Annotated in this window: 9 protein-coding genes; 4 read left to right on the top strand and 5 right to left on the bottom strand. The window is 73.0% G+C overall.

Annotation, left to right across the window (positions count from 1 at the left end; all coding sequences use genetic code 11):
* Nucleotides 1–62: 62 nt before the first annotated feature.
* The 3 genes from mfd to ACH4TG_RS19965 form a co-directional block, all read right to left on the bottom strand.
* The gene (gene mfd, locus ACH4TG_RS19975) at nucleotides 63–3,608 is read right to left on the bottom strand and encodes a transcription-repair coupling factor (protein ID WP_398243680.1); all 3,546 of its coding nucleotides are present in this window, start codon (nucleotides 3,606–3,608) and stop codon (nucleotides 63–65) included.
* Between the two features lie 225 nt (nucleotides 3,609–3,833).
* Nucleotides 3,834–6,401 (bottom strand): ABC transporter permease, encoded by a 2,568-nt coding sequence (locus ACH4TG_RS19970; protein WP_398243679.1) that lies wholly within the window; start codon nucleotides 6,399–6,401, stop codon nucleotides 3,834–3,836.
* Nucleotides 6,398–7,174: an ABC transporter ATP-binding protein gene (locus tag ACH4TG_RS19965; protein WP_398243678.1), complete on the bottom strand. Its 777-nt coding sequence runs from the start codon at nucleotides 7,172–7,174 to the stop codon at nucleotides 6,398–6,400. The genes ACH4TG_RS19970 and ACH4TG_RS19965 overlap by 4 nt, the downstream gene beginning before the upstream one ends.
* Before the next feature lie 387 nt (nucleotides 7,175–7,561).
* Here ACH4TG_RS19965 and ACH4TG_RS19960 point away from each other — a divergent pair, with 387 nt between their 5' ends.
* Nucleotides 7,562–9,061: an MFS transporter gene (locus ACH4TG_RS19960; protein WP_398243677.1), complete on the top strand. Its 1,500-nt coding sequence runs from the start codon at nucleotides 7,562–7,564 to the stop codon at nucleotides 9,059–9,061.
* 117 nt (nucleotides 9,062–9,178) lie between these two features.
* Here ACH4TG_RS19960 and ACH4TG_RS19955 read toward each other — a convergent pair whose 3' ends face one another.
* Together ACH4TG_RS19955 and ACH4TG_RS19950 are read right to left on the bottom strand one after the other, a co-directional pair.
* On the bottom strand, nucleotides 9,179–9,679 hold the full coding sequence (locus ACH4TG_RS19955) for an SUKH-3 domain-containing protein (RefSeq protein WP_398243676.1): 501 nt from the start codon (nucleotides 9,677–9,679) through the stop codon (nucleotides 9,179–9,181).
* Nucleotides 9,676–10,185 carry a YwqJ-related putative deaminase gene (locus ACH4TG_RS19950; protein WP_398243675.1) on the bottom strand — a complete coding sequence of 170 codons (510 nt, stop codon included), beginning with the start codon at nucleotides 10,183–10,185 and terminating at the stop codon, nucleotides 9,676–9,678. The genes ACH4TG_RS19955 and ACH4TG_RS19950 overlap by 4 nt, the downstream gene beginning before the upstream one ends.
* 326 nt (nucleotides 10,186–10,511) lie before the next feature.
* Here ACH4TG_RS19950 and ACH4TG_RS19945 point away from each other — a divergent pair, with 326 nt between their 5' ends.
* From ACH4TG_RS19945 to ACH4TG_RS19935, 3 genes are all read left to right on the top strand, one after another.
* A complete protein-coding gene (locus tag ACH4TG_RS19945) occupies nucleotides 10,512–11,336 on the top strand; it encodes a hypothetical protein (protein ID WP_398243674.1) in 825 nt (274 codons plus the stop codon).
* Nucleotides 11,337–11,495: 159 nt separating this feature from the next.
* On the top strand, nucleotides 11,496–12,245 hold the full coding sequence (locus ACH4TG_RS19940; RefSeq protein WP_398243673.1) for a sensor domain-containing protein: 750 nt from the start codon (nucleotides 11,496–11,498) through the stop codon (nucleotides 12,243–12,245).
* Nucleotides 12,246–12,352: 107 nt separating this feature from the next.
* Nucleotides 12,353–13,363 carry an SMI1/KNR4 family protein gene (locus ACH4TG_RS19935; protein WP_398243672.1) on the top strand — a complete coding sequence of 337 codons (1,011 nt, stop codon included), beginning with the start codon at nucleotides 12,353–12,355 and terminating at the stop codon, nucleotides 13,361–13,363.
* Nucleotides 13,364–13,369 lie beyond the last annotated feature (6 nt).

Raw genomic sequence — 13,369 nt, 5'->3', positions numbered from 1 at the left:
CGCGCGCGAGCGCGGTGGCACGCGGCGGGAACGGGGTGCGGGCGGGCGGCCGCGGAGGGCCGTCAGCCGCCCAGCACGGTGGTGAGGAACTCCGCGGTCCACTGCAGCAGTTCGCGTCCCACGACCGGCTTGCCGCCGATCCGCGCGGTGGCCGGGCGCGGCACCAGCACCTGCCGGGTGGCGTGCTTGATCACCGACCGCGGGTAGACCCGCTGCAGCCGCAGCTCCTGCGACTCGCGCAACTCCACCGGTCCGAAGCGGACGTTGGCGCCCTGCAGGGTGATGTCGCTGACCCCCACCTTGCGGGCCAGCATCCGCAGCCCCGCCACCAGCAGCAGGTTCTCCACCGGTTCCGGCAGCTTGCCGTAGCGGTCGCCGAGCTCCTCGCGGACCGCCGCGATGTCCTCCTCGGTGGTCGCCGCCGCGATCGAGCGGTACGCCTGCAGCCGCAGCCGCTCGCCGGGCGCGTAGTCGTGCGGGACGTGCGCGTCGACCGGCAGCTCGATCTTCACCTCCAGCAGCGTCTCCTCCGGCTCGCCGCCGGACTCCAGCGCCGAGCGGTAGTCGGCGACGGCCTCGCCGACCATCCGCACGTACAGGTCGAAGCCGACACCCGCGATGTGCCCGGACTGCTCGCCGCCGAGCAGGTTGCCGGCGCCGCGGATCTCCAGGTCCTTCATCGCCACGTACATGCCGGCGCCCATCTCGGTGTGCTGGGCGATGGTGGCCAGCCGCTCGTGCGCGGTCTCGGTGAGCGGCTTCTCCGGCGGGTACAGGAAGTAGGCGTAGCCGCGCTCGCGGGACCGGCCGACGCGGCCGCGCAGCTGGTGCAGCTGGGACAGGCCGAAGGTGTCGCCGCGCTCGACGATCAGGGTGTTGGCGTTGGAGATGTCGATGCCGGACTCCACGATCGTGGTGGACACCAGCACGTCGAACTTCTTCTCCCAGAAATCGACCACGACCTGTTCGAGCTGCGACTCCCCCATCTGGCCGTGGGCCGTGGCGATCCGCGCCTCGGGCACGATGTCGCGCAGCCGCGCGGCCGCCCGGTCGATGGACTCGACGCGGTTGTGGATGTAGAAGACCTGGCCCTCGCGCAGCAGTTCACGGCGGATGGCCGCGCCGATCTGCTTCTCCTCGTACGGTCCGACGAACGTCAGCACCGGGTGCCGCTCCTCGGGCGGCGTGGTGATGGTGGACATCTCGCGGATGCCGGTGACCGCCATCTCCAGGGTGCGCGGGATCGGGGTGGCGGACATGGTGAGCACGTCGACGTTGGCCCGCAGCTTCTTCAGCTGCTCCTTGTGCTCGACACCGAACCGCTGCTCCTCGTCGACGATGACCAGGCCCAGGTCCTTGAACCTGGTCTCGGACGAGAACAGCCGGTGGGTGCCGATGACGACGTCCACCGAGCCGTCGCGCAGGCCCTCCAGCACCGCCTTGGCCTCGGTGTCGGTCTGGAACCGGGACAGCGCCCGCACGTTGACCGGGAACTGGGCGTAGCGCTCGGAGAAGGTGCCGAAGTGCTGCTGCACCAGCAGCGTGGTGGGCACCAGCACCGCGACCTGCTTGCCGTCCTGCACCGCCTTGAACGCGGCCCGCACCGCGATCTCGGTCTTGCCGTAGCCGACGTCGCCGCAGATCAGCCGGTCCATCGGGACCGACTTCTCCATGTCCTCCTTCACCTCGGCGATGGTCGTCAGCTGGTCGGGCGTCTCGGCGTACGGGAACGCGTCCTCCAGCTCGCGCTGCCAGGGGGTGTCGGCACCGAAGGTGTGGCCGGGCGCGGCCATCCGCGCGGAGTACAGCCGGATCAGGTCGCCGGCGATCTCCTTGACGGCCTTCTTGGCCCGCGCCTTGGTCTTCGTCCAGTCCGCGCCGCCGAGGCGGTGCAGCGACGGTGCCTCGCCGCCCACGTACTTGGTGACCTGCTCCAGCTGGTCGGTGGGCACGAACAGCCGGTCGCCGGGCTGGCCGCGCTTGGCCGGCGCGTACTCCACCACCAGGTACTCGCGGGTGGCGCCCTGCACGGTGCGCTGCACCATCTCCACGTAGCGGCCCACGCCGTGCTGCTCGTGCACGATGTAGTCGCCGCCGGCCAGGGTGAGCGGGTCGATGGTCTTGCGGCGCCGGGACGGCATGCGCCCCATGTCCTTGGTGGAGGACTTCTGGCCGGACAGGTCGGTCTCGGTCAGCACCGCGAGCCGCAGCGCCGGGTCGACGAAGCCGTGCTCGATCGAGCCGGTCGCCACGTGCACCACGGACGGCGCGAGGTCGGCCAGCTCGATGTCGAGGCGGGCCGCGATGCCCTCGCCGCCGAGCACCTCGACCAGGCGCGACGCCGGGCCGTGGCCCTCGGTGACGAACACCGTGCGCCAGCCGTCGGCGAGCCAGCCCTTGGTGTCGGCGAGCGCGCGGGCGGTGTCGCCGCGGTAGAGCTCGGGGGCGCGCATGCCCAGCCGCAGGGTGTCGCCGTCGTCGGTGAGCGCGCCCTCCTCGTCGGCGGCGAACGGGCTCACCGACCACCACAGGGTGCCCAGCTCCCGCGCCCGCTCCCGGACGTCGGCGATCGACCACAGCGACGCCGCGCCCAGGTCGATCGGCGCCTCGCCGCCGCCGGCCGACGCCGCCCAGGACGCCTCCAGGAACTCCCGCGAGGTCGCCACCAGGTCAGCCGCCCGGGTGCGGACCCGCTCCGGGTCGCACACCACGGCCATCGAGCCGGCCGGCAGCACGTCGAGCAGCAGCTCCATGTCGTCGACCAGGACCGGCGCGAGGGACTCCATGCCCTCGACCGCGATGCCCTCGGCGATCTTGTCCAGCAGCTCGCGCAGTTCGGGGTGGCGCTCGGCGAGCTCCGCGGCCCGCCGCCGGACCTCGGCGGTCAGCAGCAGCTCGCGGCACGGCGGCGCCCACAGGCCGTGCTCGGCGACCTCCAGGGACCGCTGGTCGGCGACCTTGAAGTAGCGGATCTCCTCGACGTCGTCGCCCCAGAACTCCACCCGCAGCGGGTGCTCCTCGGTCGGCGGGAAGACGTCCAGGATGCCGCCGCGCACCGCGAACTCGCCGCGCTTCTCGACCAGTTCCACCCGGGAGTAGGCCGCGGCGGCCAGGCCGTCGACGACCGTCCCCAGGTCGGCGCTCACGCCGGTGCGCAGGGACACCGGCTCCAGGTCCCCGAGCCCCTTGACCTGCGGCTGCAGCACCGACCGGATCGGGGCGACGACGACCTGCACCGGGCCGGCCGACGGGTCGTCGGCGCGCGGGTGGACGAGCCGGCGCAGCACCGCCAGGCGGCGGCCGACGGTGTCGCTGCGCGGGGACAGCCGCTCGTGCGGCAGCGTCTCCCACGCGGGGTACTCCACTACGCCGTCCGGCGGCAGCAGGCTGCGCAGCGCGGCCGCCAGGTCCTCGGCCTCGCGGCCGGTCGCGGTGACCGCGAGGACGGTCCGTCCCGCGCGGGCCGCGAGGGCGGCGACGGCCAGCGGGCGGGCGGCGGGCGGGCCCACGAGGTCGACCTGCGGACGGGTGCCGGAGGCGGCCGCCGCCACGGCTTCAGCGAGGGCGGCGTCCTCGGTGACGACGCCGACCAGACCGTTCAGACTCATTTCCGTCCCAGGGGTGCGGTGGGGGGCAACGCGAAGCGCCCGACACGTGTCACGGGCCGGGGGTGCGTCCAGCCTACGACGCGAACGGCCGCGGCGGGCCACGCCCTGCGCCCAGCGGGGAAGGGCCCGGCCCCGGAGCGCGGGCGAACCGCACTCCGGGGCCGGGCCCTCGCCGCGGTCCCACCGGGCCCTGCCGGGGCAGGACAGGCGGGACCGGGCGCCCTCCTAGTCCGTCGCGATGGCGTTCAGCACGTTCATCCGGCCCGCCCTGAAGGCGGGGAGCAGCGCGGCCAGCAGGCCGACGACCGCGGAACCGATGAACACCGCGACGATCGTGCCCCACGGGATCTGCAGGATCTGCAGGCCCTGGGAGGCCAGCACCTTCTGCCCGGTCGCACCCCAGCCGAGGCCCAGGCCCAGGCCGACCAGCGCGCCGAACAGGGCGATGACCACGGACTCCAGCCGGATCATCCGCCGCAGCTGGCGGCGCGAGGTGCCGATCGCCCGCATCAGGCCGATCTCGCGGGTGCGCTCGACCACCGAGAGGGCGAGGGTGTTCACCACGCCCAGCACCGCCACGATGATCGCCAGCGCCAGCAGGCCGTAGATCATGTAGAGCAGCTGGTTGACCTGCTTGTGGATGAGGTCCTTGTAGTCGGCCTGGTCGCGGACGTCGATCTCCGGGTAGTTCTTCACGGCCGCCTTGAGCGAGGCGTAGGCCTCGTCCTGCTTGCCGCTCACCGCCTTGGCGAAGATCATGAAGTCGCCCGGCATCTTGTCGGCCGGCAGGTAGCTGCGGGCCGTCGCGATGTTGGTGAACATCGAGCCGTGCTCAATGGACGTGTCGTCGCTGGTGATCGCGCCGACCTTCAGGCTGGCGGGCCGGCCGCCGGTCATCACGACCTTCAGCTCGTCGCCGAGCTTGACCCCGTTGTTCTTCGCCCAGCCCTCGGGCACGGACATGGCGTCCTTGCCGTAGGCGTCGGACAGCTTGCCGGAGACGGTGTCCAGCCGCAGGTCGTCGGCGTAGCTCGGGTCGGCCGCGCTCAGGTCGCCGTTGACGACCTTGCCCTTGGGCGTGGTGATCGCGGCGTTGACGATCGTGTAGTCGGTGAACCGCTCGATGTCCTGCGCCCGCTTGACCGCGGCCTTCTCCGCCGCGGTGATCGGCTGGGCGCCGTTGCCGCCGCCGTTGATGATGAAGTCCGCGCCGACCGACTTGTCCAGCTGGTCGTCGGCGGAGGCCACCATCGAGGAGCCGACCACCGACAGGCCGGCCACCAGGGCCAGGCCGATCATCAGGGCGGAGGCGGTGGCGCCGGTGCGCCGCGGGTTGCGCAGCGCGTTGCGCTCGGCCAGCCGGCCCATCGGGCCGAAGAAGCGCAGCAGCACCGCGCTGACCGCCCGGACGACCACGCCGGCCAGCAGCGGGCCGACCACCACGAAGCCGATCAGCGAGCAGAGCACCCCCAGGCCCAGCAGGCTGCCGCCGGACGACGCCTTGTCGGCCTGGCTCGCGCCGACCAGCGCGAGCGCGCCGGCCGCGCAGATCAGGATGCCGAGCGCGGCCCTGATCCGGCCCGCCCTGCCGTCGGCCGGGGTGCCGGCGTCGCGCAGTGCGGCCATCGGGGAGATCTTCCCGGCCCGGCGGGCGGGGATGTAGGCGGCGAGGACGGTGACGACCACGCCGAGCACCAGCCCGACGACCGGGGTGGTGGCCTTGATGGTCAGCTCGGAGGTGTCGAGCTTCATGCCGGCCTTGCCCATGAGGTTCATCAGGCCGATGGCGATGCCGATACCGCCGCCGATGCCGAGCACCGAGCCCACGACACCGAGCATGACCGCCTCGATCAGCACCGACCGGTTGATCTGCCGCCGGCTGGAGCCGAGGGCGCGCATCAGGCCGATCTCGCGGGTGCGCTGGGCGACCAGCATCGAGAAGGTGTTGACGATCAGGAAGATGCCGACCAGGACGGAGATGCCGGCGAAGCCGAGCATCGCGTACTTCATGAAGTTCAGGAAGCCGCCGACGTCGTCCTTGTCCTTCTTCTTGGTCTCGGCCGCGGTGTCGATGGTGTAGTGGCCGATGGCCGCCTTGACGTTGGCCTTGAGCTGGTCGTCGGTGACGCCCTTGGCCGCGGTCAGGCCGAAGCCGGTGTAGGCGTCGGTCCTGCCGAGCAGCTTGCTCTGGGCGGTGGCGGTGTCGATGTAGACGACGGCCGCGCCCGGGTTGGTGGTCTTGAAGGTGACGATGCCGGAGATCGTGAGGTCGAAGTCGCCGGGCGCCGCGATGACGCGCAGCGTGTCGCCGATCTTCAGATCGTGCTTGCTCGCGGTGTCGGCGTCCAGCACCGCGTCGTTCGGGCCCTGCGGCAGGTGGCCGGAGGACAGCTCGACGGCGCGGGTCTCGGTCGGGTCCCAGTTGCTGACGATGGTCGGCGCGCCGGACGACGGGCTGATCTTGTTGTTCTTCGCGTCAGCGACCGTGACGTCGGTGCTGGTGACGTCGGGGTCGGACTGGGCGACGCCGCTGACGTGGGTCAGCTTGTCCTGGAGGGAGGCGGGCACCATGTCCGGCAGGCCGGTGTGCTGCTCGTGGTCGACCTTCGGGGCCGACACGGTGACGTCCGAGGCGGTGGAGCCGAAGAGCTTGTCGAACGTGGCGGTCATGGTGTCGGTGAAGACCAGGGTCCCGCAGACGAAGGCCACCGACAGGAGCACGGCGATCGCGGAGAGCGCCATTCTGCCCTTGTGCGCGAAGAAGTTGCGCACCGAGGTCTTGAGGACGGTCACGAGGTCCTCCCGCGACCGTCGAAGGACTTCATGCGCTCGAGGACGGAGTCGGCGGTGGGGTTGAGCATGTCGTCCACGATCCGGCCGTCGGCCAGGTACAGGACGCGGTCGGCGTAGGAGGCGGCGACCGGGTCGTGGGTGACCATGACGATGGTCTGGCCCAGCTCGTCGACCGAGCGGCGCAGGAAGCCGAGGACCTCGGCGCCGGCCCGGGAGTCGAGGTTTCCGGTCGGCTCGTCACCGAAGATGATCTCGGGGCGGGCGGCCAGCGCCCGGGCGACGGCCACCCGCTGCTGCTGGCCGCCGGACAGCTGGTTGGGACGGTGCTTGAGCCGGCCGCCGAGACCGACCGTCTCCACGACCCGGTCCATCCAGTCGCGGTCCACCTTGCGGCCGGCGATGTCCATCGGCAGCGTGATGTTCTCCGCCGCGTTCAGCGTGGGCAGCAGGTTGAACGACTGGAAGATGAAGCCGATCTTGTCGCGGCGCAGCTTGGTGAGCCGCTTGTCCTTCAGCCCGGTGATCTCGGTGTCGCCGATCCAGATCCGGCCCTCGCTCACGGTGTCCAGACCGGCCAGGCAGTGCATGAGCGTGGACTTGCCGGAGCCCGAGGGGCCCATGATCGCGGTGAACCGGCCACGCGCGATGTCGACGTCGACGGCGTCCAGCGCGAGCACGCGGGTCTCGCCGATGCCGTACGCCTTGGTCACCGCGCGGCCTGCAGCGGCGACGGCCGAACGTTCTCCGCTGCCCCCAGCCGTGGGAATCGTCATGGCCGTTGTCACTGGTGTCTCCTGGTCTCGTGGGGTCGGGACGGGTGGTGAGCCGTACGTTCCGGCGTACGTCTCAGCCTGCTGGTCCGGGACGCCGGCCGCGATGGGGCGGGTCTCCGTCCTGAGGGTGGGGCTAGCCCCACCCCGGCACCGGAGTGGGGCTTCCCACCCCGCCCTATGACAGTAGGGAGCGCATAAGGCCGGATCGTCATCCGGCAGCACGAACCCGGGGGAGCCGTAAGTAGGTCACTCCCCCTAGGGGACTGCTACCTGGGTCTCATACGGCTCTCAGGGTCGTCTCCACCCGTTCGGAGCAGCCGGCGGGCGGCCGTGAAAAGGTGTCGTGTACACGGACGCAGGCGGGAACGGGGCGAGGGGGGATCGGTGATGTCCGGTCAGGCGCACGACGCGACGGGGACCAGCGGCGCGCGGACGGTGCGCGACGGCGGCCGGACGCCCCGCAGGGGCCCGGTGGTCGCGGCCCTGATGCTCGCCATGGCGCTGGCCGCGATGGACTCCACGATCATCTCCACCGCGGTGCCGCAGATCGTCGGCGACCTCGGCGGCTTCTCCCTCTTCTCCTGGCTGTTCTCCGGCTACCTGCTGGCCGTGACGGTGACGCTGCCGGTGTACGGCAAGCTCGCCGACACCTTCGGCCGCAAGCCGGTGCTGGTGGTCGGCATCGTCGCGTTCCTGGTGGGCTCGCTGCTGTGCGCGGGCGCCTGGAACATGGTCAGCCTGATCGCCTTCCGGGTGGTCCAGGGCCTGGGCGGCGGCGCCATCCAGGGCACCGTGCAGACCGTGGCCGCGGACCTGTACGGGCTCAAGGAGCGCGGGCGGATCCAGGCGGCGCTGTCGTCGGTGTGGGCGACCGCGGCCGTCGCGGGACCGCTGCTCGGCGGCTTCTTCGCCGGCTACGCGGACTGGCGCTGGATCTTCCTGGTCAACGTGCCGATCGGGGCGGCCGCGCTGCTGCTCATCGTGCGGCACCTGGCCGAGCACCGGGAGCGTCCGGCCCGGCGCCCCCGCATCGACTGGGCGGGCGCGGGCGGGCTGTTCGTCGCCGGCGGGCTGCTGCTGTTCGCGCTGGTGCAGGGCGGGGTGGCCTGGCCGTGGCTGTCGTGGCCGTCGCTCGGCCTGCTCGCGGGCAGCGCGCTGGTCGCCGCGGCGACCGCGGTGCTCGAACGGCGGGCCGCGGAACCGGTCATCCCCGGCTGGGTGTGGCGGCGGCGCCCGATCGTGGCCGTCAACCTGGCGCTGGGCGCGCTCGGCGTGCTGATGGTCGCGCCGACGGTGTTCCTGCCGACGTACGCGCAGGCGGTGCTGGGCCTCGGGCCGATCGCCGCCGGGTTCGTGCTGTCCACGATGACGCTGAGCTGGCCGCTGTCCGCGGCGCTCTCACCGCGGCTTTACCTGCGGGTGGGCTTCCGCAACTCCGCGCTGATCGGCATCAGTTGCGCGACGCTGGTGCTGGCGGCGTTCCCGCTGCTGCCGTTCGCCGGGCCGGGCTGGCAGCCGGCCGCGCTGATGCTGCTGCTGGGCATGGCCCTCGGCATCTTCCAACTGCCGCTGATCGTGGGCGTGCAGTCCACCGTCGGCTACGACCGGCGGGGCACCGCCACCTCGTCCATCCTGTTCTGCCGGCAGGTCGGGCAGAGCGTGGGCGCGGCGCTGTTCGGCGCGGTCGCCAACGCCACGCTGGCGCACAAGGTGTCCTTCAGCCGGCTCCAGGAGCCCGGCGGCCCTGCCCTTCCCGTCGCGCTGCGGCACGCCGTCTCGACGGCCGTCTCCCATGTCTTCGAGGGCGCCGCCGTCGCCGCCGCCCTCGCGGTCGCCGTCCTGGCCCTGGTGGCGCCACGCCGCTTTCCCGTCGTCCCCGACGAATGAGACGAGCGGGACCGGCAGGGCGAGTGACGAGCGACAGGTGACCCCGCGCCCTCCGGCGCGTCACGCGATCACGCCGTGCCGCGCGCCGCGTCCACGGTCGCGTGCCGCGTCAGGCGGTCACTGCGCCGGGCTGAGGCGGGCGGGGGCGACACCGGTGACGAGGTGGGCGAGGCCGCGGTCGATGTCCGGGCCGACGTACCAGTCGCCGGTGTGGTCCACCGCGTAGAGCCGCCCCTCGGCGTCGAGGGCGAGCACCGCACCGGTGCCCGGCTCCTCCCCGAGCGGGCTGACCTCCGTCTCCAGCGCGCGCCCCAGGTCGCCCAGGGTGCGCGCCATGTGCAGCCCCCGCATCGGGTCGACGACGACCGCGGCCGGCGCGATCTGCCGGCCGGGGCCCGAGGCGGCCGGCACCGTGAGCCCGCCGAACTCCGCCCACGCCTCCACTGCGGCGGGGAACACCGCGTGCCGGTGGCCGCCGGGCGAGACATGGGCGCGCAGCGCGTCCGCCCACTCCTCCGCCTGCTTGATGTCCCAGCGGCCCGGCTGCCAGCCCGCGGCCCGCAGCGCGGCGTCCACGCCGACCGGGAAGCGGGTGCTGGCAGGGCCGGCCGCGGTCATCCGCGCCCCGCTGCGGGGTCGACCGGCAGCACGCCGAGGTGGGCGAGCAGCGGCGCGCAGGAGCGGCACGGCGGCATGTACGTGCCGTGCGCCGGATCGCCGTCCTCGCGTATCCGCCGGACGGTCAGCTTCGCGCCGCGCAGCGCCTTGCGCGCCTCGCCCTGGGTGAGCGGGCGGCGGGAGGCGCGCTTGGAGCGGGTGGCCTCGACCGCGGTCAGATGACGGGAGATCAGCACCGGCTCGGGGCAGCGCCCGGTGAAGCGCTCCCGCTGGGCGGCCGGCAGCGCGTCGAGGAAGTCCTGGACGATCGGGTGGAGTACGGGGGGCTGCTCGCCCTTGGCGCCGGTGCAGGACAGCACCTCGTCGCGGATGGACAGCGCGGCGGCGACCGCGGGCATGATGCCGTCCCTGCGGTGCCGCAGCACCGGCGGGCCGGCCGGATCGTGCACCGCGCTCCAGCTCAGCCTCGGATCGGCGGTCCCCGCCGCCGGCAGGTCGATTGTCATCTCGTGCGTACTTCCCTCCATGCGCCCGCGGTTGCGGACGACCCCCCGTATCCGATTCAGAGTGCCAAATCCGGCGTCCGATGGGGAAGCAATCGGCATCGTGGCGCGCCCATTGTGTGGGCCATGTCACCGTCCTGTGACGGTGTGTCGGTCCGGTGGACACGCGACGTGCACGTTTGCCGGGCCACCGGGACCGCACAGCGCGGGCACGGCCCGTCCACAGGGTGGGCGGCGCCATGGACGGCGCGAACGGCCGCCGGGAGGATCGGGGTTCGGCCCCGCACCCGCGGATCCCCCCACCGCCGAACCCGAGGGAACGTGACCCCATGCGCAAGTCCCTGACGGCCGCGATCGCCGCGCTGCCCGCGCTGCTGACGCTCACGGCCTGCTCCGCCGGCTCCTCCGCCACCGACGGCACGCCCAGCGCCTCCCCCACGGCGCTGTCCTCGCTCGCCGGCCACGCACCGCTCACCGTCCAGCAGTTGACCAGGGCCCTGGTCACCGGCAGCGACCTGCCCGGCTGGGTGGTCGAGCAGTCCTCGTCGTCCGACGGCGTCCAGACCACCGCGCCCGAGGAGTTCAACCCCGACGACCTCTCCGCGCAGGACCCGTCCGGCGGGCAGGCGGTGCTCACCGCCGACCGGCCGGACTGCCAGCCGCTCGCCGACGTGGCCAGCACCAGGCCGGCGATCCACCGCATGGCCTCGGTGGGCGCCGAGTTCGCGCCGAAGCCGTCGTCCGGACCCGGCGCCGGAGGCACGTCGAAGGGTTCCTCCGTCGTGCCGGCGAGCGTCAACCAGATGCTCGTCGCCAGCCACGCGCCCGGCGACGCCCGGAAGGTGATGGCGTCGGTGACGTCCGCGCTCGCCACCTGCACCCGGTTCGTCGCGACCGGCGGCGACGGGGTGCGGACCCCGTTCGCCATCGCGCGCGGCCCGGCCGTGCCGGTCGGCGACCAGGCGGTGAGCTATGTGATGACCGACACCTCCGACAAGAAGACCGGCGCGGCCCTGGTGACGGTCGTCCGCACCGGCGACACCATCACCTCCTACCTGTCGACGCAGTCCAAGGGCGGAGCGGGCGCCGTGCCGCTGGCGGTCGCGCGCAAGCAGGACGCCAAGCTGCGGGCCGCACTGGCCGCCCGGCGGTGACCACCGGGCCGTGACCGTTTCGTGAGCAGTGCCACACGGGGTGCGGCGTGCCCGGTGCCGTAAAGTCGCGCGGCAGCGGGCCGTCCGCCCGCGAACGCCCGCGCCGGGACGCGCGGGCCCCGGCCGCCGGGACGGACACGACACTTGGGGAACGAACCGATGCGGATACGTGCACGCAGTCGCCTACTCGCCGGTAGTGGCCGGACGGCCGCCGCGGCAGCCGCCCTGGTGCCGGCGCTCGCCCTGACCGCGGCGTGCGGCGGGGGCGGCGGCGGGAAGGACGCCAAGCCCACCCCGCAGGGCGTGCGGGCGTCCGGCGCGGTCTCCACCGCGAAGCTCACCCAGGCGCTGCTCACCTCCAAGGACGTGTCCGACGTGCAGGTGCTGCCCGCCGGCACCAAGGAGCAGCTGCTCGGAGCCCGCCAGCAGACCGACCACCCCGCGTGCCAGGCCGTCGCCGACCAGTGGAGCAGCCAGCCCGCGCACCCCCGGCAGGTCTACGTCGGCGCGATGGTCACCGACACCGCCGCCAAGGACAAGAACGCCAAGACGATCAGCCTCTCGGTCGTCGCCTCCTACACCGCGGGCGAGGCGAAGCAGGTCCTCGACGACCTGACCACGTCGCTGAAGACCTGCACCTCGTACACCTCGACCCGCAACGGCACCACCACCACGTACGCCGTGAAGGCCGTGCCGGCCACCGGGACCTACGGCGACCAGCAGGCGACGTACACCATCGGCGACAGCAAGGCGGGCCCGTCGGGCGCGGTTCTGGTGACCGTCATCCGGGTCGGCGAGGCCACCGCCGCGTACGAGACGCTGCGCGCCGACCACAGGCCGGCCACCCTGCGCCCCGCGATCCCGCTCGCCCAGGTCGCCAAGTTGCGCGAGGCCGCCAAGGGCAGCTGACGGGAAGTGGTGCCCGGCGCCCGCAGGGCGGGGACCGGGGAGGTCAGGAACCTTGCCACACCCCCTAGGCTGTGGTCATCAGCCAGACGCAGCAGGGGGCAACCGCCATGACGACAGGCCGGCAAGGGCTGGGAGCACCTCCCGGGCCCGGAGCTGCGGAGCACTCCGCGCCACCGAACGCGGCCTATTCAGGACAGGTCGTGCACTTCCCCGACCCGGTCCGCGCGGCCAAGTACCCGCAGGGCCTCTGGGTCGACGACCGCGGCTACCCCGACTTCTCGCCGTACGCGCGTGCCGCCGCCGAGATCGCCGAGCCCCCGGAGGGCTTCGGCGTCGACGAACTGCGCCTGACCGACCACGTGTCGGCGAACGCCGCGCAGCACGCCGCGGGACACGAGCTGTGGGCCAGCCTGCCGGGCGTGGCCACCCCGCACGGCTGGACCTGGCACCACGTGTACGGCACCCGCCGCGTCGAACTGGTCCCGGTGGAGGTCAAGGCGCTGCTGCGGCACCACGGCGGCCTGGCGACGTCGTCCGCCGACCACACCAAGCGCGGCACCCGCCCCCTGCAGGAGACCCGCCCGGCGCACTTCGGCCTGCCCAAGGACGCGGTCGCGGTGACGGAGCAGCAGGTGCGCGACGTCGAGGAGGAGCTGGGCTACCGGCTCCCCGGCGCCTACCGCACCTTCCTGAAGGCGGCCGGCGGCTGCGCGCCCAAGGGCGTGGCGCTCGACGCCGAACTGGGCCTGCTGGTCGACCAGCCGTTCTTCACCGTCCGCGAGGACGCGGCGGTCAACGACCTGGTCTACGTGAACAAGTGCCTGCGCGACCATCTGACGAAGGACTACCTGGCGGTCGGCTACGTCCAGGGGGGCGTGCTGGCCGTCAAGGTCAAGGGCGAGCGGAACGGTTCGGTCTGGTTCTGCGCCTACGACGACGTGCGCGACGGCGAGCGCTGGGGCAGCCCGGCGGAGCGCGTCGCCGACCTGCTGCTGCCGTGCGGCGACTCGTTCGACGAGTTCCTGATGCGGCTCGCGGGCAACCCGCCGGAGCTGGAGACGGTGGCGAACCTGATGGTCGACGGCGGCTTCGCGACCGCCGTCCCGGTGGAGGGGTGAGGCCGC

It is taken from the genome of Streptomyces sp. NPDC020917 (assembly GCF_044333795.1).
GTDB lineage: Bacteria > Actinomycetota > Actinomycetes > Streptomycetales > Streptomycetaceae > Actinacidiphila.
The sequence above is the reverse complement of the archived record's forward strand: the minus strand, read 5'-3'. Positions and strand labels throughout refer to the sequence as shown.